Source organism: Bdellovibrio sp. MYbb2 (genome assembly GCF_056175685.1).
In genome coordinates this window covers 979,441-1,002,328 of sequence record NZ_JBJKJI010000001.1, presented here as the reverse complement: position 1 = coordinate 1,002,328, position 22,888 = coordinate 979,441, and the positions used below count along the sequence as shown (strand labels likewise).

23 protein-coding genes are annotated in these 22,888 nt (G+C 50.3%); 9 read left to right on the top strand and 14 right to left on the bottom strand.

What is annotated here, in order from left to right; translation table 11 throughout:
- Positions 1–84: 84 nt before the first annotated feature.
- From AC04MQ_RS05005 to AC04MQ_RS04990, 4 genes are all read right to left on the bottom strand, one after another.
- Complete coding sequence (locus AC04MQ_RS05005) at positions 85–528, bottom strand: hypothetical protein (protein WP_015092509.1); 444 nt, start codon at positions 526–528, stop codon at positions 85–87.
- A 188-nt stretch (positions 529–716) separates the two neighbouring features.
- Complete coding sequence (locus AC04MQ_RS05000; RefSeq protein WP_015092510.1) at positions 717–1,088, bottom strand: TraR/DksA family transcriptional regulator; 372 nt, start codon at positions 1,086–1,088, stop codon at positions 717–719.
- Between the two features lie 464 nt (positions 1,089–1,552).
- Positions 1,553–1,897 carry a hypothetical protein gene (locus AC04MQ_RS04995; RefSeq protein WP_475391345.1) on the bottom strand — a complete coding sequence of 115 codons (345 nt, stop codon included), beginning with the start codon at positions 1,895–1,897 and terminating at the stop codon, positions 1,553–1,555.
- A gap of 88 nt (positions 1,898–1,985) precedes the next feature.
- The gene (locus AC04MQ_RS04990) at positions 1,986–2,594 is read right to left on the bottom strand and encodes a TetR/AcrR family transcriptional regulator (protein ID WP_015092512.1); all 609 of its coding nucleotides are present in this window, start codon (positions 2,592–2,594) and stop codon (positions 1,986–1,988) included.
- Between the two features lie 136 nt (positions 2,595–2,730).
- Between AC04MQ_RS04990 and AC04MQ_RS04985 the strand changes: the two genes are divergently transcribed.
- The gene (locus AC04MQ_RS04985; RefSeq protein ID WP_475391343.1) at positions 2,731–4,023 is read left to right on the top strand and encodes a penicillin-binding transpeptidase domain-containing protein; all 1,293 of its coding nucleotides are present in this window, start codon (positions 2,731–2,733) and stop codon (positions 4,021–4,023) included.
- A 798-nt stretch (positions 4,024–4,821) separates the two neighbouring features.
- On the opposite strand, the gene AC04MQ_RS04980 is transcribed toward AC04MQ_RS04985, so the two are convergent.
- Together AC04MQ_RS04980 and AC04MQ_RS04975 are read right to left on the bottom strand one after the other, a co-directional pair.
- The gene (locus AC04MQ_RS04980) at positions 4,822–5,403 is read right to left on the bottom strand and encodes an FxsA family protein (RefSeq protein ID WP_475391341.1); all 582 of its coding nucleotides are present in this window, start codon (positions 5,401–5,403) and stop codon (positions 4,822–4,824) included.
- Between the two features lie 16 nt (positions 5,404–5,419).
- Positions 5,420–6,187 carry an exodeoxyribonuclease III gene (locus AC04MQ_RS04975; RefSeq protein WP_041578029.1) on the bottom strand — a complete coding sequence of 256 codons (768 nt, stop codon included), beginning with the start codon at positions 6,185–6,187 and terminating at the stop codon, positions 5,420–5,422.
- A gap of 60 nt (positions 6,188–6,247) precedes the next feature.
- Here AC04MQ_RS04975 and AC04MQ_RS04970 point away from each other — a divergent pair, with 60 nt between their 5' ends.
- Positions 6,248–6,775: a peroxiredoxin gene (locus AC04MQ_RS04970; RefSeq protein WP_041578031.1), complete on the top strand. Its 528-nt coding sequence runs from the start codon at positions 6,248–6,250 to the stop codon at positions 6,773–6,775.
- A gap of 2 nt (positions 6,776–6,777) precedes the next feature.
- A complete protein-coding gene (locus AC04MQ_RS04965; RefSeq protein WP_015092518.1) occupies positions 6,778–7,941 on the top strand; it encodes a hypothetical protein in 1,164 nt (387 codons plus the stop codon).
- Here the strand turns inward: AC04MQ_RS04965 and AC04MQ_RS04960 are convergent.
- A complete protein-coding gene (locus AC04MQ_RS04960) occupies positions 7,938–8,627 on the bottom strand; it encodes a response regulator (RefSeq protein ID WP_015092519.1) in 690 nt (229 codons plus the stop codon). The two genes, AC04MQ_RS04965 and AC04MQ_RS04960, sit on opposite strands and share 4 nt — an antisense overlap.
- A gap of 1 nt (position 8,628) precedes the next feature.
- The gene (locus AC04MQ_RS04955) at positions 8,629–11,145 is read right to left on the bottom strand and encodes a response regulator (protein WP_015092520.1); all 2,517 of its coding nucleotides are present in this window, start codon (positions 11,143–11,145) and stop codon (positions 8,629–8,631) included.
- Positions 11,146–11,247: 102 nt separating this feature from the next.
- Between AC04MQ_RS04955 and AC04MQ_RS04950 the strand changes: the two genes are divergently transcribed.
- Entirely contained in the window at positions 11,248–11,817 is a 570-nt protein-coding gene (locus AC04MQ_RS04950) for a putative glycolipid-binding domain-containing protein (protein ID WP_475391339.1), read from the top strand.
- Positions 11,818–11,839: 22 nt separating this feature from the next.
- Here the strand turns inward: AC04MQ_RS04950 and AC04MQ_RS04945 are convergent, their stop codons facing one another.
- Entirely contained in the window at positions 11,840–12,466 is a 627-nt protein-coding gene (locus tag AC04MQ_RS04945; protein WP_041578033.1) for a hypothetical protein, read from the bottom strand.
- A gap of 124 nt (positions 12,467–12,590) precedes the next feature.
- Here AC04MQ_RS04945 and AC04MQ_RS04940 point away from each other — a divergent pair, with 124 nt between their 5' ends.
- The gene (locus AC04MQ_RS04940; protein ID WP_051026333.1) at positions 12,591–14,447 is read left to right on the top strand and encodes a protein adenylyltransferase SelO family protein; all 1,857 of its coding nucleotides are present in this window, start codon (positions 12,591–12,593) and stop codon (positions 14,445–14,447) included.
- 30 nt (positions 14,448–14,477) lie between these two features.
- Here the strand turns inward: AC04MQ_RS04940 and AC04MQ_RS04935 are convergent, their stop codons facing one another.
- Both AC04MQ_RS04935 and AC04MQ_RS04930 read right to left on the bottom strand, forming a co-directional pair.
- Positions 14,478–15,122: an alpha/beta hydrolase gene (locus AC04MQ_RS04935; protein ID WP_015092524.1), complete on the bottom strand. Its 645-nt coding sequence runs from the start codon at positions 15,120–15,122 to the stop codon at positions 14,478–14,480.
- Positions 15,119–16,639, bottom strand: a complete 1,521-nt coding sequence (locus tag AC04MQ_RS04930; protein WP_015092525.1) for a S41 family peptidase — start codon at positions 16,637–16,639, stop codon at positions 15,119–15,121. The genes AC04MQ_RS04935 and AC04MQ_RS04930 overlap by 4 nt, the downstream gene beginning before the upstream one ends.
- A gap of 212 nt (positions 16,640–16,851) precedes the next feature.
- Here AC04MQ_RS04930 and rfaD point away from each other — a divergent pair, with 212 nt between their 5' ends.
- The 4 genes from rfaD to AC04MQ_RS04910 all read left to right on the top strand — a co-directional run bounded on the left by rfaD (position 16,852) and on the right by AC04MQ_RS04910 (position 21,751).
- The gene (rfaD, locus tag AC04MQ_RS04925; protein WP_015092526.1) at positions 16,852–17,820 is read left to right on the top strand and encodes an ADP-glyceromanno-heptose 6-epimerase; all 969 of its coding nucleotides are present in this window, start codon (positions 16,852–16,854) and stop codon (positions 17,818–17,820) included.
- Between the two features lie 11 nt (positions 17,821–17,831).
- A complete protein-coding gene (locus AC04MQ_RS04920; protein WP_475391335.1) occupies positions 17,832–19,574 on the top strand; it encodes an aromatic amino acid hydroxylase in 1,743 nt (580 codons plus the stop codon).
- Between the two features lies 1 nt (position 19,575).
- Positions 19,576–20,361 carry an RNA methyltransferase gene (locus tag AC04MQ_RS04915; RefSeq protein WP_015092528.1) on the top strand — a complete coding sequence of 262 codons (786 nt, stop codon included), beginning with the start codon at positions 19,576–19,578 and terminating at the stop codon, positions 20,359–20,361.
- A 73-nt stretch (positions 20,362–20,434) separates the two neighbouring features.
- Entirely contained in the window at positions 20,435–21,751 is a 1,317-nt protein-coding gene (locus tag AC04MQ_RS04910; RefSeq protein WP_475391333.1) for an alkaline phosphatase D family protein, read from the top strand.
- Positions 21,752–21,760: 9 nt separating this feature from the next.
- Here AC04MQ_RS04910 and AC04MQ_RS04905 read toward each other — a convergent pair whose 3' ends face one another.
- Genes AC04MQ_RS04905 through AC04MQ_RS04895 form a run of 3 tightly spaced genes read right to left on the bottom strand, consistent with a single transcriptional unit; the run spans position 21,761 to position 22,847 of the window.
- On the bottom strand, positions 21,761–22,006 hold the full coding sequence (locus tag AC04MQ_RS04905) for a hypothetical protein (protein ID WP_041578038.1): 246 nt from the start codon (positions 22,004–22,006) through the stop codon (positions 21,761–21,763).
- Positions 22,006–22,425, bottom strand: a complete 420-nt coding sequence (locus AC04MQ_RS04900; protein WP_015092531.1) for a hypothetical protein — start codon at positions 22,423–22,425, stop codon at positions 22,006–22,008. Before AC04MQ_RS04900 ends, AC04MQ_RS04905 begins: the two co-directional genes overlap by 1 nt.
- A gap of 5 nt (positions 22,426–22,430) precedes the next feature.
- Positions 22,431–22,847 (bottom strand): PspC domain-containing protein, encoded by a 417-nt coding sequence (locus AC04MQ_RS04895; RefSeq protein WP_041578041.1) that lies wholly within the window; start codon positions 22,845–22,847, stop codon positions 22,431–22,433.
- Between the last annotated feature and the right edge of the window lie 41 nt (positions 22,848–22,888).

Genomic DNA, 22,888 nt, shown 5'->3' with positions numbered 1-22,888 from the left:
CAGCCACGAACCCAAGTGCTGAAAGCAAAAAAGCCGGTTTATTTTAAAACCGGCTTTTCCAAGAATACTTATTAGATCAAGAAACTAGTAAAGATCGCGATAGTCGTCTTCGATAGGGGACGTCGTCGCACCTTCAACATAAAGAACAACACTGTTGTTATTCAAAGAAGGGTGTTGAACCTGAACTGTGCAAGAGCTCCAGTCCGCGCCCGGTGTCCAGGACACTTTCAATTCATAATCCTGAGTATAAGTTTTGGAAGCAGAATCATAAGAGCTGTTCAAAAGGATCACGCGCTCAACATCACAAGTGAAACCATCTTGTTCTGAAGTCACAACACCTTTTGGATCGATCAGATTCAAAGCCTGGTTCTTAACAACCACGCGCAAAGAAACGATGCCATCCTGATTGGAAGCATCTACAGCTTTAACAGCCACAGTACGGCCGTTTACAACGTCTACATATTTGCTGCTCCAGGCTTGAGCGGAAGAGGCCACCAACAATGCAGCCACAGCGGAAAGAACTTTCATCTTTTAACTCCTTGGTTGTTTTGATGAAGGCGTTCTAGCACAGCCCCACCTCAAAACCAACGCAACGAGTTAAGTCATGGTAAATTTACAGGTAATCTCAAAAAAACAAAGGGATGCGCGCAGTAATGCAGGCATCCCCTCTAATCCCCTCGAGATAATACTAAATCAAATACGTTTGAGCTGACGGTTTAGCCGCGAGCGTAGCGTTTATTCATGGATTCGCGAATTTCAGCACCTTCGATGCTTAGGCGAGTCCAAGGAATAGCGCGAAGTCTTTCAGGCTCAATCGCCTCTTCAGTCTCTTCGCAGTAACCGAACGTGCCGCCCTCAATGCGAGCCAAAGCGCTTTCGATTTCCATCAGTTGACCACGCAGTCTTTCATGCATGCTCAGGAATTCTTGTTCAGCAAGGACACGTACCGTTTGGTCGCCTTCATCGCCGCCCTTTTCCTCATTCTGGTCCAAGTTCAATCGAGCTTCTTTCACTCTGTTGAGGATGTCCTGCTTCGATTGCAAAAGCCTTGTGCGACATTCAGTCACCAGCTTTTCAGAGATAGCCATATTGCCCCCTCGAGTTCCTTCCAGCTTAAGTGCCAATTTGGAACTGACCTATTAAGTTCTAGACCTGTAATTTTTGCAAGCATAAAATCTTACATTAACTTAAAATTAAATAAAGCGTTGTAAACCCTGACGAATCCCTGACTGCGGCCATGGGAGCGCCATACCGGCTGACCTCACAAACCCATCTCCAAGTCATCTTCTTACAATTATAATCCCAAATTTGATTAGATCGCCCACCCAAACATGCATCGCGTTAGAATTCTAGCCCTGGGTTCATGAAATGAAAATAGAAAGGGGCTTTTTCACTCTAAGATTCTCAGTTTGAAGCGAGTTTGCCGACTGACAGTGGCTTATATGGAATTGATCAAGGCCCGAAAATAAAGAAGGCGACCTGCTAAGAGGTCGCCTTGCACGATTCAGGATCGCTTCTCCCCCGAGAAGCGCCCCACAGGCATATATAAAGACTAATTAAGACAAGAAGCCACACGCGCCAGCAAATCCCCGGTTGCGGCGTTAAGCTGTGTGGCCATCTTTTTCCCCTGAACTCCGCGCGTGCGGAAGGCTTGAGCTGACTGATCCATCTCTTTAGACACGGCTTTCACAGTCAACTCCTTGGCTGTTTTCATCGTGATGGAGTATTCCTCCAAAGAAGAAGCGAACGTCTCGTGATTGTTCACCAGGCTCGCCATGATCTGAGCCTGAGCCTTCTGCATGGCCTGAAGTTCTTTTTTAAGCTCTGCACACTGGGAAGCCGCCATCGAGTTGGATGCAAAAAGAATAACTGCGAAGAATGTGGCGATGGTTTTCATGTCAGAGCCTTTCGTTATGACTCTGAACTAAAGCAATGAGTCTGCCAGCTGAGAACGGCTTATATTCGCTCTCAGGTGACATTTTGGGCTAGGACTTTAGAAATTTTTCAAACTCGTTCTTTGTTTCGCCAGAAGTATACGGCAACAACAGACGGGCCACGTGGCGTTTACCACGCTCGATGCTGCGCTTGCCGGGCTGCTTTTCAGCGGACTCAAAAAACTGCAGGAAGGTCGTCGCCATCGCCAGCAGGGATTCAGCGATGTACTGCATTTCAGAGACTTCGGCGATTTTCACCATTTTGCCGTCCTTCACCCACTGGCGGTAAAGGATGACCATCAGTTTCATCATTTTCTGGATGTGGTTTCTCCACATCTTCGCCAGTTGCTGGTCACGGCGGCGAAGGGCGTACATTTCGCGGTGGAAGAAGCGATAGCGCCAGTACAGCTCGAAGTTGTCGCTGATGAAGACCAGCGGAGTCGACTTCTTGGTGCGGCTGGGGCGCCAGACGTCGTAGGTCTCTTTCGCCATTCTCTTAAACAGCTCGATCAGGATCTCTTCTTTGTTGTCATAGTGGAAATACAGGTTGCCGGGGCTGATATCCATGGCTTTCGCAATGTGATTTGTTGTGATAGCCACAACGCCGCTGCGATTGAAGAGTTCGATGGAGGTGACGAGAATACGTTCTTTAGTCTTCATGCTTATTAGTCTTTAGTCCAAGTCCCCTCGAGAGTCACGAGGAATAGGCCTGAAAAGCGCACCAGAATGGCATTTCCAGTGACTTCTTCTGAGAATGCCCTTGAAAGCGTTAAAAATTTGGTGCTACCATAAAATAATGTCATCTAAAAACAATTATAAGTTGCTAAAACTGCTCGTTTTTTCAGGAGCTTGCCTGGTAGGCCTTTATTCTCTGTTAGGTTTTACGTCCTCTGCGGACAGCCAAGAGGTTCAAGCTCACAAGAAAATCAAATCTCAACTTGAACAGCGCACTCAGCTGGCGAAAGCCATCGGTGAAAAAGTTCGCGCCAATGATCTGCCAGGGTCTCTTAAGATCCCATGGAACGGCGAAGAACACGCTGTGAAAATGAACTACACCATCGACGACACCCTTCAGCGCGAAGCCGACCGTCTGCTGAAAGCCTACAAGCCTGACTACGGCGCGGTCTTCATGATCGACGCAATGACCGGAGAAGTTCTGGTAATGTCGAGCTTCCAGCGTGACGATGCCGATGCTCCGAACCTGAATCTGCAAGCAACCTTCCCGGCAGCTTCCGTGTTCAAGGTTGTCACGGCCACGGCGGCAGTTGATAAAGCTGGCGTCAGCCCTGAAAGCAAAATCCGCTACAACGGCGGCGCCTACACTTTGTACAAGAAAAACGTTCTTTCTGACAAAGTGACCCGTTGGACCAACGTGATCACCCTGAAAGACGCCTTCGCCCGCTCGATCAACACCGCTTTCGGTCGTCTGAGCATCGAAAACCTGCACCCGGAAGATTTGAACGAATACGCCAACCGCTTCATGTTCAATCAGGAAATCCCCGCAGACTTCCCGGTTGAAATGGGTGTGGCTTACGTTCCACCAGGCAAAGGCTTTGAAATGGCCGAAGTGGCTTCCGGTTACAACAAAACCAACCGCATGAGCCCGGTTCAAGGCGCGATGATCGCCGCTGCTGTCGCCAACGACGGTCAAGTTGTGATCCCGTACCTTGTGCGCAATGTGACCGATGAACAAGGCGAATCCCTGTACGAGGGTTCAACTTTGAACAACGGCAACATCATGACCAAAGAATCCGCCGCAAAAGTGCGTGAGCTGATGGAAAGAACCGTTCTGGCAGGAACTTCCCGCCGTTCGTTCCGCCCGATCACCAAAGACCGCAAATTCCGCGAAATCGAAATGGGCGGTAAAACCGGTCACCTGACTGGCGACAACCCACGTGGTCGCACCGACTGGTTCGTGGGCTACGCACAAGATGGCGAACGCAAAATCGCCGTTGCTGCCATCACCGTGAACAAAAAATTCTGGACAGTAAAATCCGCGCACTTGGGTCAATCCATGTTCCGCAAATACTTCGGCCCAGTTGTTTCGAATCAACCTAAAAACGGGCGCGTGGTTTCTTCCACCAAGTAGACTCCCGGATGCGGCAGAGGGAGGCTAAAGCCGACCCCGCCGCTTCGAACACATCCTCGCTCTACACTATCAACGCTGGCTTCCGCCGGCGTTTTTTGTTTTCGCTGCGGAACTTGCGGCGGATTCGTCTTTATCCTCCCTCTGCCACAACGACAGCTTGGTAGGACAATCAGATCATTTTAGGTTGGAGCGAAATTGCGCAGGAGCGCGATGAGACTGCTTCGGGCGGTGAGTTTTGTGGTCTGTGAAATGCAAAAAGCGAAATGAGCTTCCTCATTTCGCTTTTTATGGAATTTGAGCCTCTTCGCTTTCCGAGGAGGTTCGAATGCCGAACAAAACTTCGCAAGTTACTGTTCGTCGTTTTTTGAGAAGCTTTAAACGGATCCTAAGGCTAGTTTTGCTGGTTCTTGAGGTCCTTAAGAAGCTGCTCGATCTTTTTCAATAGGCTGCTGAGGGTCCTTTGAGCTTCGCTCAACGTGCACACAACCCAAGGTAGGGTGAAAACCTGGAGAGGTTCTCGTTCATGGAGAAAGAGGCCCTTCAAAGGCCTCTGAATTGGGGAAGCTCGCCTATTTGTGCGCCAAACGCAGATGTCATTGCTATTGAATTAACTATCGGGGCAAAGAGGGCAAGATAGATTCGAGATTCGAAGGAGCTTGGGAGGGGGCCTTAGGCCTCTGACGCAAGTTCCGCAAGCGAACCAAAAACCCCGTGCGGTAGCCAGCTGAAAACCCCCAAGAGCGAGGACTGTCCGAAGCGGCAGAGACCTAAGGCCCCCTTCCAAGCTCCGGCGCAAAACTAAGAGTCTTTCTTGCTCTCTTTGTCTTCGTGAGTGATTTCAAGAGGGGTGACATCAAGCACTTCTGCTTGGATTTCTCGTTCTTCGCGGACTTCTTCAAAGCCGCCGCCTTGATTTCGGAATTCGTAGTAGCGGAAGCCGTTGTTGGCGTTGCCGTTACCCATGCCGCCCATTCCTGCGCCGAAGCCGAAAGGTCCGCCGCCGAAATTAAAGACTCGGGCCGAGCCTTGGGACATTTTTTTGGCCATGTAGGATTTGAATCTCCAAACCGCCAGGTGGCGCAGACCTGGAATGAATAGAATGATGGCGACCACTCGGGCGAAGAAGCTTGGGATCAGGAACAGCAAGCCTGATAGGAACAAGGCGCCAGAATGCAGGATCTTATTACCAGGTTGCTGCCCGCGCATCATCGAGGTTTGCAGGCTCATCAAAGCCACGCGGCCTACGGTGGTCATGATCAAAAAGCCCAGCAGGCATGGCAGCAGATACAGGCCCAGTGTGTTCAGGAAACCCCACTCTTGCACGGCCAGAATAAAGATCACCAGCTCTGCAATAATGAATGGAAATGGAATCATGATCATTTATGGACCCCTTTTTCTAGATATCCAAAGTGGCTACGACCGGGCAGTGGTCCGAGCCTTCAACTTGGTCGAGAATATCTGCTGAAGCCAGGTATTTCTCAAGGCCTTTTGAGATACAGATATAGTCAATTCTCCAGCCGCGGTTTGAAATGCGCGCCATTTGGCGATAATCCCACCAGGAGTAACGCTTTGCTTCGGACGGCTTGAAATAACGGAAGGTGTCGATGAAACCAAGGTCCACAAATGAATCAAACCAAGCACGCTCTTCCGGGAAGAAACCGCTGACTTTGGACAGACGGACAGGATCATGGACGTCAATGGCCTCGTGAGCCACGTTATAGTCCCCGACAACAACGATCTGGCGACCGGTCGCAAGTTTTTCTTTCAGATGCACATTCAGATCTTTCAAAAACTGCTGTTTGAAATTGTGACGAACATCTCCAGATCCCCCATTCGGGAAATAGATGTTGTACAGATCAAAAGGGCCGTGATCAGAGACGATGATTCGGCCTTCTGACTGGTATTCAGAAATGCCCCAGCCGTATTCCACGCTTTTGGGTTCTTCATTCACAAAAGTCGCAACGCCTGAATAACCTTTCTTAACAGCCGAGGACCAGTATGAATGCATCCACGTCAGTTTCTTCAGTTCGTTTTCAACCTGATCAATGTGAGCTTTTGTCTCCTGAATACAGAAAATATCCGGCTTTTCTGTGTTCACAAAATCAAGAAGACCTTTCTTGTGACAAGCCCTAATTCCATTCACATTCCAAGAGATGATTTTCACAGTTTCTCCTTGAGTTTCCACACCATCAAAGGCATCAATTAATAGCAAGGAGACACATCTATGCCAATGATTAATCAACCCGCTCCGCACTTTGCAGCTCAGGCTGTATTTGATGGCGGTGAAGTTAAAGATATTTCACTGAACGATTTCAAAGGTAAATGGGTGATCCTGTTCTTCTATCCTCTGGATTTCACTTTCGTATGCCCGACTGAACTGACTCAGTTCCGCGAGCACCTGAAAGAGTTCCAGAATGCCGGCGCCACTGTTATTGGCTGCAGTGTGGATTCCGTTCATTCTCACAAACGCTGGTTGCGTGATGATCTGGGCAACCTGGGTTATCCGCTGATGGCCGATCTGACTAAACGTATTTCTCGTGATTACGGCGTGCTGTTTGAAGATCGTGGTATCGCGACCCGCGGTACTTTCATCATCGATCCTGATCAAAAAATCCAGTACATGGGCATCCACAATACATCTGTGGGTCGTGACGCCAAAGAAATCCTGCGCGTGCTTCAGGGCTGCCAGACTGGCGAGCTTTGCCAGGCCGGCTGGAAAGCGGGCGATGAACACATCACCCCGTTGAAATAACCATGAATTTGAAGGCTGACTATATCCAGCAGCTTCGTTCTTCTTACAAGGGGCTTGAAAAAGAGCCCCTTGAGGACTTTGTTTCCGAAAATCTGATTTCTCCGTTCGCCGTGACCCTGTCCCCGAACGTGATTCAGAAGGCGCAAAAGATTATCTCTGCTTTGTACAACATGCGCCAGCAACCGTCGTATCTTGCCCACTATCAGAATCTGATTGCCGAAAAAGGCCTGAAAGACCCGGGCAACAAATCCATCATGATGAGCTATGATTTTCACCTGGACGAGCATCAGAACCTGAAGCTCATCGAAGTGAACACCAACGCCGCGTTCCTGATTCTGGGTTATGAAATGTACCGCATGAAGGGTCATTCCCTGGCGGTTCCTGATTTCAATCCTGAAGAAATCCGCCGTTCTATTGAAACTGAGATGGCACTTCAGGGCAAGAAGACCGGACCAGGCTTTAAAGTGGCGATCACCGACGATGCACCATCTCAGCAAAGACTGTATGTCGAGTTCCTGGCTTACAATGAACTGTTCAAATCCTTCGGCTGGGATTCCCGCATTGTCGATTATCGCGAGCTTTACAAGGACTTCCATCCGGACTTTATCTACAACCGTCACACAGACTTTTTCCTGACCGAACCTTCCAGTTCTATTTTGCGTGAAAAGTTCCTGAATCGTGATGTGTGTCTGTCACCAAATCCATTTGAATATCTGATGCTGGCCGACAAGCAGCGTCTGATTGACTGGGGCACCCCGGGCTTCCTTGAAGGTCAGGGTCTTGCTGGTGAAGATCTGAATCTGGTTCGCACGGCGGTGCCGGAATCCTTCGATATCAGCACCAACCGCGCTGATGAAATCTGGGCCAGCCGCAAAAAGTACTTCTTTAAACCGAAGAACGCCTTCGGCTCCAAGCAGTCCTATCGTGGCGGCACTATCAGTCGCAGCACCTATGAGAAAATCGTGGGTCAGGATATGATTGCGCAAGAATACATGCCGGCTCCAGAGCAGACCTTTGAAACGCCCGAAGGTCCACAAACCTTCAAGTATGATCTGCGCTGTTATGCTTATCAGGGCCGTATGCAGCTGGTTCTGGCAAGAATCTATCAGGGACAGGTCACAAACCTGCGCACCCCTTACGGTGGCTTTGCCACGGTGAAATTCTAGAACGTCTTTTTAGAGCGAATCCACAGACGCAGCGGCGTCAGTTCTTTTTCCGTCAAACCGACAAAATGCACCTGGATCTTGAAAAAGGTCTCAGTCGCGGTCTTGGTTTCTTCGCAGGCGGTAATTCGCAACGGCACCTTGCTGATGCCAATATCTTCGTAAAGACTGCTGGATATTCGGGTCACCATTCCCAAAGGCATCGGGATGTTGGACTTGATGGTCATACCAAGCTCGGACACGGCCATGATTTCCGTCTTGGTTTCCCATTCGGCCTTCGCGTGCACCGGGGCCTCGACAAAGTGAGCCGTGTCCTTTTCACTTTTCGCCAGCAGGTTTTGAATCTTGGCCGAAAGCAATTCCGGATCCACGGGCTTCACCACATAGTCGTTGGCGCCGGATTCGATGCCTCGTTCGATATCGGCTTTTTCCCGCTTCCCGGTCAGCAGAATCACTGGCAATTGTGCCAGTTGGGGATTGCTGCGCACGGTGCGGATCAGTGCATAGCCGGTCGCTCCGCCGGGCATGATTGCATCGGTGATCATCAGGTCGAAATGTTCATTGGTCAGCTTGTCCAAAGCATCAATGGAATTCATGCAGGACGTGACCAGGTGATTGTCCTTGATCAACAGGGCCTCTAAAGTCAGTAACACACTTTTTTGATCATCCACGATCAGTATTTTAGCCATCTTATGCCGCCCTCACTCTGGAGGAGTATGTCTTTAACTCCGAAAGACTTTCAAAAAACTTGCGTTCGGTTTGTTTCAGCAAAAACTCTGCTTCGGTAAAGTCCTGCAGATCTTCCAGCTTCTGACAAAGCTCGGACACCTGCTTGGCTCCCAAAGTCGCCGCGCTGGATTTCAGGGCGTGCGCGGATTCAGAAACCTTTTCCAGATTTCTGCTTTCAATGCCCTCGCGGATTTCGTGCAACAACACGGGGCCTGACTGCTCCAGATCCTCGATCAGCACTTCCGTCAGACTGCGGTCGTGTGAAATCAGATCCTTCAGACTTTCCAAAGCTTTCAGATCCAGATTTTTCTCGGACGGTTTCAACCAGCGGTGCAAGGTCTCGATCAGTTTATGAAGCTCCAGAGGCTTCGTCAAAAAGTCGTCCATGCCTGCTTCATAGCAGCTCTTTCGTTCACCACTGGTGCCCTCGGCAGTGAGCGCCACCACCGGGGTTTTGCGGCCCAGGGTGTTTTCCAACAGGCGAAGCTGTTTTGTCGCTTCATAGCCATTCATCACTGGCATCTGGCAGTCCATAAAGATCAAGTCATAGGATTTACTGCGAGCCTTTTCCAAAGCGATCTGACCATTGCCAGCGATTTCAACTTTCAATCCCAGTTTGGTCAGATAACTTTCGGCCACCCGCTGATTGACGATCTGATCTTCAGCGACCAGCACATGGCCTGAGAAAATCTTGGCAAAACGAACCTCTGAACTTTGCGGCTGCACTTCGCCCGCACATTCTTCAAGGTTCACCATAAACCAGAAGTTCGATCCCACACCCGGCACACTTTCAACACCGATATCGCCACCCATCAAATCCACAAGCTGCTTACAGATGGAAAGGCCCAGACCGGTACCGCCAAATTTCATTCCGGCCTTGGCCTGGAAGTACTTTTGGAACAACGAGCGCTTTTCATGCTCTTGCAGTCCCTGTCCGGTGTCTTTCACTTCAAACAACAAAGCGGTCTTTCCGTCGTTGTCGCCACGGCTGGAAACTTCCAGACGCACGAAGCCTTTTTCCGTGAACTTCACTGCATTCCCCATCAGATTCACCAGAATCTGGCGCAGGCGTCCGGCATCGGCGCGGTAATGCCACAGGTTCTTGCCATCAAAGCGGCACTCAAGGCCGATGTTTTTTTCAGCCACCGTGGGCTTGAACATTTCCATCACGTCTTCAACCAAGAACTGCAAATCCAAAGGCTGCGGATCCAGACGGATCTTGCCCGCTTCGATTTTTGAATGATCCAAAAGATCATTGATCAGCATCAACAGGGATTCTGCCGAGCGTTTGATATTTCCGACATAATCGGTTTGCTCCGGATTCAGATGCGTGTCCGCCAAAAGAGTCGTCATCCCGATCACACCATTCATGGGCGTACGGATTTCATGGCTCATCGCCGCCAGGAAGTCCGATTTTTTCTGAGACGCTTCCAAAGCCGCTTCACGGGCGCGGATCCATTCCTGCTCAACCATCTTGCGACGGCTGATATCCTTAAACACAATCAAGGCGCCAGAGATACCGCCGTCGATGTCGTTCAATGGACGGCTGGAAAGGGAAATATAGATCCCCTCGGGATGTTCAGTGTTTTGAACAAATATTTCCAGATCATCCACACGGTCCCCGCTAAGCGCACGATACAGCGGCAGCTCTTTGCGTGTGAATGGACGACCTTCTGCCTGACTAAAGAATCCCAACTGTTCCACACTGGAATCGGTCGAAATCTCCTTGATCTTGGATCCGATGATTCTTTGCGCGGCCGCATTATAGTGGGTGAACCAGCCATTCTGATCCACGACGATCAGGGCCTCACTCATACTGTTCAGGATGGTGTCCAGCAAAATGGATTTCCCCTGAAGCAAGTCCACAGCCTTGCGGGTTTCGTGCTGTTCTTTTCTTTGCAGAACACGGCTGACAATGATCAACGTAATCGCCGCACACAACCCCACCAGGAAGTTCTGGCCTTCTTTGGTGGGTTTGAATTTGATCGCGGGCGCAGATGCCGCCTGCATTTCAACCATCTGATGACGAATCTGATAGCGGGTCTTATCCAAGGACTCTTCGGTCTGGGCCGGACGACGCTGTGGATTCATCACTTGGGTGTTGGCTGTTTCAATGTGCGCACGGATCAGGTGTCCCAGCTTCACCGCCATGGCGTGCTCCCGGGGCTTGTTGCGCACCAGTTGCGACATTCTTGCCAGCTGCCCGTTTAACGAGGTGATTTCGCTGTTATAGGACTGCAGATCGGCGGACTGACGGGACGCCAGGAATCGGTCCTGCGCCGCTTCGGCACGCACCAGAATCTGCTCTGTTGTGCGAAGCACTTCGGTCATTTCATTGGAAGGTCTTTCGGAGTACTGGCTCAGCTTTAAAAGCTCCGGACGCTGGAATGTGAGGAACCCCAGCCCGATTAATCCAATCAGACCGAATTCGACTCCAAAGCGTGTCAGCAGATTTTTAAGGAACGATGCTGAGCCCATATGTACTTATCGGCTTTTGGATCTCAGCATGAAGCAGAAATCCGAGCTGTCGAAACCTTTGGCAGTTTCACCAACATTTTCCCGGACCAAGAAAATCTCTCTGTGTTATCCTGTGAACCGTACGAGGTGGTGGGTATGCAAGTGCAGGACGTTGTATGGGAATCCCTCAAAGGGGTCGGATTCGAGCATCTGGTGCTTAAAACAGCCGGAGAAAACATCTTCGCGGATTCCCTATTGGTCTATCCCGATTCTTCAGGAAAACTTCAGCGCATCAAATACAGCATCACCATGGATGATTCCTACAGCGTTCAGAATTTTCACGTGCAGTCCCTGACCCATCCCAATCAGAAAGTCGGAGTTTCCGACCTGGTGGATTCCCTGTTTGTGGATATTTTCCCGTCGCCATTCACCAACACCCTGCCAATTCAGTGGATGCGCTCGCAGTTTCTGCAAGTGTACGAAATCGAAGTGACCTGGGTCGATGCTTTGCAGTTTAAAACCAAAAAAGCCAGCCAGCGCTATACGGAGCTGAAAAACACGCCCGAACAAAGTGTTTACCGCTTTGAATCCATCGACGCCAAAACAAAAGAGGTCCACTTCAGCGCGGACCTCACGGTGGACAAAGACTGTCTGGTGCTGGAATACCCCGGCTATTTCCGTCGCCGACTGTAATCCCCACACCAAAGCCCAGTGACTATTTCAAATTCGGAACCGAGTCATAGCGAACGGACAGATATTGGGTCACGTTGCCTTCGGTTTTAATCAGCATCAGTTCATACTCGGTGTGAGTCTTCTGATAGATCTTATACTGTGCCCCGCTGCTTTTGATCCAGCCTTCCAGGCTTTCACCCCCACGCAGACCCGCGGTTTTCAAATTCCAGAATGAAAAACGCTGGGCATCCGTCAGCAACTGGAACTGCCACAAGCTTTGCCCCACGCGGCTTTCCTTGTGGGTGTCGATCAATGTGGGCGCCATCAATGAAAACCTCTGGCTAAGGTCCTGAGCCGTGCTGCCACAAAGGACTTTAGCAGGCGTCGCGGGAGCCTTCATAAAGGACTGATACCCATGCATGCGCAGATTTTCCGCGTCAGCCTTGCCTTCCACATAATATTCCACATCCCGGGCCACCAAAACCGTCTCTGGCAGGTGTTTCAGGGAACCCACGAACTCGCTGCGGATCTCGGTCAGGAAGTCAGGACGGTTCTCGCAAGGTTGCGAAGTTGAAAACTGCGGGCGCAGCAGCTTTCCGGGCGGATCGCGCTTGAGGGCAAACGAGGTTGTTGAGATCAACACTAGAAGTAAAAAGCCAGATGTCTTCATGAAGTCCCCTTATTATGTCCAGTCTAGTATTCGGAAGAACTTTTTTAGGGCTTAATATTAAAGTGCAGGCCTGGCTTGCCGATATGAAGAGTGTCTCATTTTTCTACAAGGAGTGTGGAATCTCATGACGATGAAACATAGCGGCGCGAGAAAGTTACAACAAGTGACGAACTTTTATTCGTCCTTTGATCAGCTCAACGGCGTGCATCCTTGGATGGAAGCAGTAAAAGACGGCTTTGTATCTTATAAAGTGCGTGAACTGCAAACTGGCAAAGTCGCCTACTTCAATTTCATTCTCGCGAAAGAAATGGGACTGATCCCTTCCGACCATCCTCATCAAATGACGGATGATCTTCAGGAAAAACTGATTCAGACTTTCTCTCTGCAAATCATCAATGAATATGACGAAATCACTCATCGTCGCATTGATCCTGAAACCATCCGACCTCATGAATACATGGCCACCCGCTATCTGCAACTGCAACACTCCAACAAACAGGGTAAAACCTCGGGCGATGGTCGCGGCATCTGGAATGGAACCGTCTATCATCGTGGCACGACTTGGGATGTTTCAAGTCGCGGCACGGGTGTGACTTGCCTGGCTCCAGGAGCGGTAGCCGCTCAAAAGCCGCTAAAAACCGGAGGCACTGAATTCGGCTATGGCTGCGGCCTGGCTGAAATCGATGAACTGCTGGGAGCTTCGATCCTGGCGGAAGTGATGCACCTTCAAGGTGTGCGCACCGAGCGCATGTTGTGTGTGATTGATCTGGGTAAAGGTTACGGCATTGGCGTGCGCGCGGCCCAGAACCTGATCCGCCCGGCCCACCTGTTCCTTTATCTGAAACAAGAACGCCTGGATAATCTGAAATCTGCCACGGACTATCTGATCGACCGTCAGGTGATGAACAAAGCCTGGGACATCAAATCCAAAGGCAACGCGAAGTACGATGAAATGCTGCATGAAGTGTCCAAGGCTTTCGGTGAATTCACCGCCCTGCTGGATACGGACTATATCTTTGCCTGGCTTGACTGGGACGGCGACAACGTACTGGCCGACGCCGGCATTATCGACTATGGCAGCGTTCGTCAGTTCGGTATCCGCCATGACAAATACCGCTATGATGACGTGGAAAGATTCTCGACCAATCTGAACGAGCAAAAACAAAAAGCCCGTCTGATTGTGCAGGTCTTCGCGCAAATGGTGGACTACCTTAAAACCAAAAAGAAAAAGCCCCTTCGTGATTTTGCCCACCACTCGGCGGTGCAAAACTTCAACAAGGTTTTCGACAGCAAACGCGCGGAACGACTTCTTTATCGCATGGGCTTTAACGAAACTCAGCGCAGCCACATTCTGGCCAAAGACGGTCTGTTTGCCCGCTTTGACAAAGAATATTCCTTCTTTGAAAGATGCAAAGTCAGCGGCAACACCGAAAAAGTCGCCGATGGCGTGAATCACCCGGCACTTTACAATATGCGCACCTTGATGAAGGACTATCCAAAGTTCCTTCAGGAAAGCCCGCTGCCATTTGAAAAACGCTGGATGACTGAAAACAGCTTCTTTAAGACCGTGCTTTCCGGTTTTGCCAAAACCCGCGACGCCCGCATGGGCGAAAAACAGCGCCGTCATATTGAAAACTTCCAGTCCATTTACCGTGAACTGGTGCAGACGGCAGCAGGCAAAAACAAGCCTGAGCATATTCTGAAAGGCATTTCAGACCGCGCCGAAAAGCTAAATTCTGAAAAACGTATCACCGGCAACGCCCTGATCGAGATGGTTGAAGAAATCATCACCGAAAAGAAAAAAGGCCTTAGCATGGAGCAGATTCAGAAGATCATCGACAAGCTGGTCTTTGAACAAAACGGCATGCCGGAAATTCCAACCGGCCGTTTCTATCGGGAGCTGCAACAGACCCCGGCGGTCAAAATGGATCTTTACGCCCGACTGCTCAGTCTGGTGGAAGAACACAAGGAATCCATCTAAAACAAAAAGGCACCCGACCGGGTGCCTTTTTTAATTCTTTCTTAAGTCAGAAAGCTGGTCACGAACCCAGCGTCTAATAATGGGATACTCTTCGTCTTTCAGAGAGTGGTCTTTGTCCATCTCGACCCATTCCACTTTCAAACCGGCATCTTTCAGTTTATCGACGCCATACTTTGTCTCTTCCAGAGGCAAAATATCATCCTGATGACCGTGCGTGAAAAGCCACGGGGTTTTCTTCGCATCCAACGAAAGGTTGTTTCTCCAGCGGGGATAGAAATTAAAATAGCCGCTGATTCCGACCACACCAGCCAGCTTCTTGGGATAATTCAAACCCACATCCGCACTGATCAAACAGCCCTGGGAAAAACCAAACAGGAAGATCTTTTTGCTGTCCCAGCCCTGATTTTCCAGATCATTCAAAAGATCAAAAAGTTTTTCGCGGATCTTCATCACGCCATTGGCCTGATACGGAGGCTCCCCGTACCACGTGTAACCATCCAGAAACTTGCGGGGCGCGTTCAGCAGCAAATAGTTCATTTCCGGCAGATTCATTTCCTCATCAAAGGAAAAGAACGGCTTGATACTGTCACCACGACCGTGCAGAACGATCATCAGATATTCAGATTTTCTTTTTGCCGGAATAAACTTGTTCTTAAAAAGTGTCGTCGTAATCATAGCCCCGCCCTCGCCACAGCCTTTGTACAGAAAAGAACCTGACGAGCTTTTGTCAGTTGTAAATCATCAGAGGAAACACCGTCTTCCAGATCCAGACATTCGCTGCTGGACATGGATTGCGCCATCGCACGCACCTGACGTTCCGGCGCACGCAGAGGATTGATGAACTGCTCTGCCTCGCGCACGACAGAGATCTCTTCAAAGTTCACCGCCACGTCAGGCTCAAGCCCCTTCATCTGAGGGGAACGACCGGATGGCAGGTAATAGAAACCTTTTGTTTCAAACAAAGCGATTTTCTTGTTCTGGGACCAGTATTCGCCCTCTTGGAAAGAACCTTTTCCGAAAGTTCTTTCGCCCACCAGCACCGCGCGGTTCAGGTCACGCAAAGCCCCCGCAACGATTTCAGAAGCACTGGCAGAGGCCGCATTCACCAAAACAGCCATTGGCATGTCAAAGTGCTTTTCCTCACCACCATAGAAAACTTCCGCTTTCTTGCTTGGATCCAGGTAACGAACTTCAAAGATTTTATTTTCCGGACCGACAAACAGACTGGCGATACAAGCGGCTTCTTCCATCTGACCACCTGGGTTGTCACGCAGATCCAGCAACAAGCCACGCACGTGGGAACGCTTTACGATCTCAAGCGACTCTTTGACCTTTTCACAGGCACCACGGGCAAACTTGTTAATACCAATCACCGCGATCGGCTTGATGCCTTCAATCACTCGCGTGGAAACGGTCGCCACAGTGATTTCCTGACGGCGCAGACGGAACTTCATAGTTTCGCCGTTACGCTCGACACGGATGCGAACCACATCGCCAACTTCGCCTTTTAACAATTCAGAAACGCGCGGCTGCATCAGGCCTTTGACTGAAGTGCCGTTGATAGAAATCAGCACGTCCCCTTTTTGAATGCCAGAAAGCTTCGCCGGGCTGCCTTCAGTCAACTTGCGCACAACGTACTGACCTTTGTGGCTGCCCAGGGTGATTCCCAAAGTCACCGAACGACTGTCGGCTCTGGAGATCACTTCCTGGAACTGATTTACCGGCATGAAATACGTGTGTGGATCGCGGAAGACCGAGATAAATCCGTTCAACCCCAGGCCCACCATCATGGAACTTTGTTTGGGTTGGATGTAGTCGGATTTCAGTTCTTGCCATGCTTTCAGGAAAGAGATCTGGGTGGCTTTGGCCGTGTGTGAACTGAAATATTCTTTCCAAGGCTCCAGCTGTTTTTTCTCAGAACTCATGTCGGCAGACAGAGCTTCATGAACGGGAACCAGCTCACCTTGCAGGCTCAGGCTCAAGTTATAGCGATTGGCGACAGTCAAAATCGCATTGGCACACGCCAGGAAATAGCGCTCGGAACTGCCACAGGTCTGATCCTGTAACAGGTCTTCCAAAGCCGCCGGACCCAAGCCCGTCTCGGCCCAATAGTCTTCACCAGACTTCACCTTGCTGACGTCTTTACCCGAAAGACGCACAAGATACAGGCTGGCCCCCAAGACCAAAACCATTAATGAGATTATGAAAAAACGTGGTGAACTGAGCACTTCGGCCCTCCCGACCCGCTCCTAGAGAGCAACCACCGTGCCCGCCCAGATCGAATTAACAGGCTCTAGGTGCCGATTTTCACCCCGGTTTGGGAAGAAATTTCCTGTTCGCACAGGCCCTGAACAACGCCCCCGGCCTTGAGCTTTCCCATCCCATGTAATACCTTAAAATCACTATGATTATTGTAACAGGCGCAAACGGATTTATTGGCAGTGTGATGGTGTGGGAACTGAATCAAAAAGGTCTTACCGACATCATCGCGGTGGACTCAGTAGGTCTTTCCGAACGCAATCTTCTTCGCAAACAAAAAATCACCAAGTTCCTTTTGAAAGATGACTTGTGGCCGTTCCTTGAAACCGAAGAAGCCAAGAAACAAGTCACGTGGATCATCCACATGGGCGCCTGCTCTTCCACCACGGAAACAAACAAAGAGTTCCTGTGGGAGAACAACACTTACTACACACAAAGAATCTTTGAATGGTGCGCAGAACACGGCAAGTCCATGATTTATGCCTCCAGTGCCGCAACTTACGGCGCCGGAGAACTGGGCTTTGACGACACGACTGATCCTGAAAAACTGCGCCCATTGAATCTGTACGGCGAATCAAAAGTTCTGTTTGATCGCTGGGCGGTGAAACAGACGAAAACGCCTCCACACTGGTACGGCCTTAAGTTCTTTAACGTCTTTGGCCCGAATGAATACCACAAGGGCGCGATGTCCAGCGTGGCGTTCAAAGCTTACAATCAAATCAAAGACACCGGCGCTTTGGGATTGTTTAAATCCGCAGACCCGAACTACAAAGACGGCGAATTCATGCGGGACTTCGTTTACGTCAAGGACGTCACCGGCTGGATGGCCGAGCTGATGGAGAAAAAACCAAAGAATGGCGTTTACAACATGGGCTTCGGAAAACCGCGCACCTGGCTGGATCTGGCCGGTGGTGTTTTCAAGGCCATGGGCACGGACATGAAAATCAACTGGCTTGAGATGCCTGAAAACATCCGCGGTCAGTATCAGTATTTCACCGAAGCTAAAACCGACAAGTGGCTGGCAGCGGGTATGAGCCCGGCAAAATGGCCTTTGGAAAAAGCCGTCGCTGATTACATTCAGAACTATCTGTCCAAAGACGACAAAGACCTTTAAGAAAGATCACGATGGAGACGGACTTTTTACCGCCGCACTTAAGAAAATACGTCGTAGAACAAAACTACGAAAAGTACACTTCGGTTGATCAGGCTGTGTGGCGCTATGTTTTGCGCCAGTTGAAAGCCTTTTTGTCCAAACACGCCCACGAGTGTTACGTCGAAGGCTTGAATAAAACCGGCATCGACATCGAACGCATTCCTCGCATCGAAGACGTCAGCAAAAGAATTCAGGAATTCGGCTGGCGCGCACTGCCGGTCAGCGGCTTTATTCCACCGGCGGCGTTCATGGAACTGCAGTCCCTGGGCGTATTGCCGATTGCCTCGGACATGCGCACCCTGGATCATTTGCTGTACACCCCGGCTCCGGACATTGTTCACGAGGCCGCGGGCCATGCGCCAATTCTGATTCACCCTGAATTTTCCGATTACCTGCGCCAGTATGCTCAGGTGGCGAAAAAAGCCATCATCAGCAAAGAAGATCTGGATCTTTACGAAGCCATCCGTGACCTTTCCGACATCAAAGAAAACCCCGCTTCCACACCTGAACAGGTGAAGGCAGCGGAAGTGCATCTGGACAAGGTCGGCAAAAGCATCAGCCATATCTCGGAAGCTTCCGAACTGTCCCGCATGAACTGGTGGACGGCTGAATACGGCTTGATTGGTGAAATCGACAATCCAAAGATCTTTGGTGCGGGTTTGCTTTCAAGTGTCGGCGAATCCAAGTGGTGCTTAAGCCAGAAGGTGAAAAAGATCCCTCTGACTATGGACTGCATTAAAACTTCCTATGACATCACTGAACCTCAGCCGCAATTGTTTGTGGCGAAGGATTTCAAAACTTTGGTGCGCGTTCTGGATGAAATGGCTGACCAGATGGCCTTCCGTATCGGCGGTCTTCAGGGTTTGCACAAGGCCATCGAAGCCCAGTCCGTGAATACGGCCGAGCTGAATTCAGGTCTGCAAATTTCCGGTCAGATCGTGGAAGCGATCACCGACAGCAACGGCGCCCTGGCTTATCTGCGTTTGCAGGGGCCTTCGCAGTTGTCCTATCAGGATCACGAACTTCCAGGACATGATCAGAAGTATCATGCCCATGGATTCGGAACTCCGGTGGGTTTCCTGAAAAGTCACCCAACCCAGTGTCCTTCAACATTCACTGCCGACCAGTGGTCTGCGCTAAATGTGATTGCGGGCAAAGAAACGCGTCTTGAATTTGTTTCTGGCGTCGTTGTGACCGGCAAGATTCAGTCCGTTCTTCAAAAAGACGGAAAGACCCTGGTGCTGGCTTTGACCGATGCCAAAGCAGAATTTAACGGCCGCGTGTTGTTTGCACCCGAATGGGGCACCTTTGACATGGCCGTGGGATCCACGGTTCCATCGGTGTTTGGCGGACCTGCCGACCGCGAGGCTTACGGCGAAACCACGGACTTTGTTGCCAAACGTGTTCCGGCACCGAAATATTCCAACGAAGAACTGCAAAGACAAAGCCTGTACGGTCAGGTTCGCAAAATCCGCGAAGACAAACTTCAAGGGACTGCTTTGACCGACTCTTTGGATAAAGTTCTGGCTGCTCACAAAACCCTGATGCCGACTGACTGGTTGTTGCTGATGGAAGCTTTGGAGCTTGTTTTGTCCCGTCACCCTGAATCGAAATTAAAAAAACAGATCGAAGACGATCTGGCGACTCTGTCCAAGAAGGATGAAAAAACCCACGGCCTTATTCAAGACGGCCTGGTATTGGCTGGAGCCCTGTAAAATGAAACGTCCTTTTGAGATTCGCATTGTTCTGGTTCGCACTATCTATGAAAGAAACATCGGCGCCACTTCGCGCGCGATGTCTAATATGGGGATTGAAAAGCTGATTCTGATTGATCCCAAGTGCGAGCTCACCTATGAAGCCCAGCAAGCGGCCGCCACCGGCCAAACCGGTCTGCAAAACCGCACGACTTATGCTTCGTGGGATGAATTCCTGAAACAAGAGCCAGAAAGTATCAAAGTGGCCTTCACTGCCCGCGATGGCAAAGGCCGTCAAGTGCGCGATGTCGATGAAGTTCTTAAAGACATCGCCGACAAAGCCCCGCAGTTCCAGGTTGAAAGCGACGTGCCTTATGTCGTTCACTTGGTGTTCGGCCCTGAAGACTGGGGCCTTGCCGGAGAAGACCTTGAGCACGCGAACTTCTGCGCCTGCATCCCGACATTCGGTGACAACTGGAGTTTGAATCTGGCACAAGCCACACTGCTTGGCATGTACAGTCTGCGCCGCACTTGGGGTGGACAGCGCACCAAACTGGATGGCGGAAAAATTCGCCGGGCCCCTCAAGGCATCGACGGCATTGATCCCGAGGCGACACTGAAAACGTGGCTGGAAGAAATGGGCTTTGATCTGACCCGCCAAAGAAAGATCAACGTCTTTACAGTTCTTCGCCGTATGCTTTTGCAGAACACTCCGACCAAAAAAGAACTGGTGATTTTGGAAACCGTTTTGCAGCAAAGCATTCGCAAGCTGCGTGAATGGAAAGAATTCCAGAACCGCGATCGTTAGTAACAAATCTGTCATCTCTGTTTTTTAAACAGCGCCCTTACCAAGCAGGAACTCTTACCGCGATGATAATGTGATGAGCACGTCACGCCGCGAGTTCCTGGGTAACGCCACCAAATCCATGCTGATATACACAAGTCTCCCCGCGGGGCTTGCTCTGGCTGGTAATGAATACCAGTCCGATCTTTACACCGGCAAAATTCCCATCTGCCAGAACATGACCAATGAAATCTCGGCGCAATTTACGATTCTGACCGAGGGAAAGAACCCTTACGCCTATCGCGTGAAAGATTCGCAGGGCCGGGATCTGCCTGTGCGCAAATGGGATGAAGAACACCGCAGCCACTCTGGATACGGAATCGACAAACTGATCACCGAAAAACTGCAGGCTGATCAATTGTACCGCCTGCAGGTGATCGACAAGGACCGCGGCACCGTTCTGGATGAGCGGATCTTTAAAAGTTTACCTTTAAACAGAAAACAGAATCTGCGCTTTGCAATGATCAGTTGTTCCTGCGACATCTATCACAGCCAGAACAGCAACATGTGGGACCGGATGTTTGCCGAACTGCCCGAGCTGGTGTTTGTGCTGGGGGATTCGGTGTACTGTGATCTGGGCAGTGACGGCACTGAAAAAGACCTGTGGCGGCGCCACTGCGAAACCCGCATGACCTTGGCGCACTTCCGACAACCACGACTGATTCCAACCCTGGCCACTTGGGATGATCATGACTATGGCCGAAACAATGAAAACCGCCACTACGCCATGAAGTATGTTTCCAAACGGATCTTTGAATGCTTTTTTGGTTCGACGCCCGTGGCGGGCTATCGCAAAGGTCACGGTGTGGGTGCGGTGCTGACCGGGTTTGGGCAAAGATTCTTTTTAATGGATGACCGGTTCTTCCGCGATGAACCCAAAACTGGCGGCATGATGTGGGGTTCAGATCAGCAGGAATGGCTGCTTCAGACTTTAGGTGAAAATGAAAAGCCCGCGTGGCTGATGAACGGCAGTCAGTATTTTTCTTCGTATATCGGCAACGATTCGTTTCAAAAAGAATACATGCGCAATCTTTCTGATCTGGCCGGAAAGCTCCGCCGGATGGAAGCCCCGGTCGTCTTTGCCTCGGGCGACGTGCACTTCAGTGAAGTTTTAAAAATTGAGCCTCAGCTGCTGGGGTATCGAACCTTTGAGTTCACCTCCAGCGCCATGCACAGTATTAATTATCCCACGGCCTGGTACATGCGAAACCCGCGAAGACTGACTCACACCTGGAAGCATAATTTTATGATCATGAAATCCGAAGCCATCAAAAATGGAATTTCAACAGACCTGTACTGCCTTGGACGAACCGGCAAACTGCTGATCAGTCACGCCGGCACCGTGCAAAGATAAAAGATCAGATCAAAGCCTGCAGGTGCGGATTTTAAACAGACGTGCATCGAAAGTGAAAAGCACCGGATCCTGGGACTTCATCGCCTTGTTCAGACACAGATACTCGGGCCCCTTGTCGACCTCTAAAGGATTATCGACACTTTCCATGCGAACCAGATAATTGTTTTTCAGGGGATTCTTTTGCAGGCTTACGACTTTGCCGGTGAAGGCAAAGTCAGCCGAAGCGATAAAGGGAAGAAGCCACATCCATCCCATTAGGATGTCAGAAGCTCCTCATTCAGTTTGTCTTCCTGTTCACGGATATTGCGAAGCTGTTTGTCCAGCTTCTGCAGGGCTTGCGCCATGCTTTGACCCAAGTCATGCAACTCGTTGATACGGAACATGGTTTCGTCCTCTTCACCACCGACCAGGCGCAGGCTTTCCAACTTCGCCGAATTCAGGTCGATTTCTTTAGACAAGGATTCCAGTTTTTGATTGAGCTTTTTGCGGTCCTCGACCAGAGCCTTGGTCATCTCGCGGATCTGTTCCAGATCCAGAACTTCCAGTTGGCCCGTGGCAAAGGCGTCTTGCGACGGTTTGGTTTCATCAGCGTCTTCGCCTTGGAAAGCTTCCAAAAACAAAGACCATTCGTTTTTCAGGGATTTTACGATCGACCTACTACTGTCATCACCCATAAATATTAAAATACTCCTGCGCTCTTTGAGCGACTTGCGGGTTCGTCAGCCTTGGGAATAAGAAAGTAACAAAGGCCGTAACCCAGGATCGCAGCACCGAAAGTGACCAGCATGAACAGAACAAATCCCGTTCTTACTACTCCCACTTCGATGTGGTACCGTTTAGCTATTCTAGCACACACGCCCAGAAGCTTTCTATCTAGAGCTTGGTCCAGTCTGTCGACACGGGGCAAGCAAACTGCCAGGATCAAATAAAACACGATCCCACTGCCAAACCAGAGAACCGCAACCAACCAAATGACGCGCAGTATCCAAGTTTCGATACCCAAAGCGTCGCCCAAACCCTTACAAACGCCAGCTAAGGCGCCTTTGTCGGATCGAACCCAACGATAGTCTAGTTTCTGTGTGCTTTGTTCGGTCACTTACGGCCTCCATCAATACAGCTTCAAGCAAAAAGGGGTTT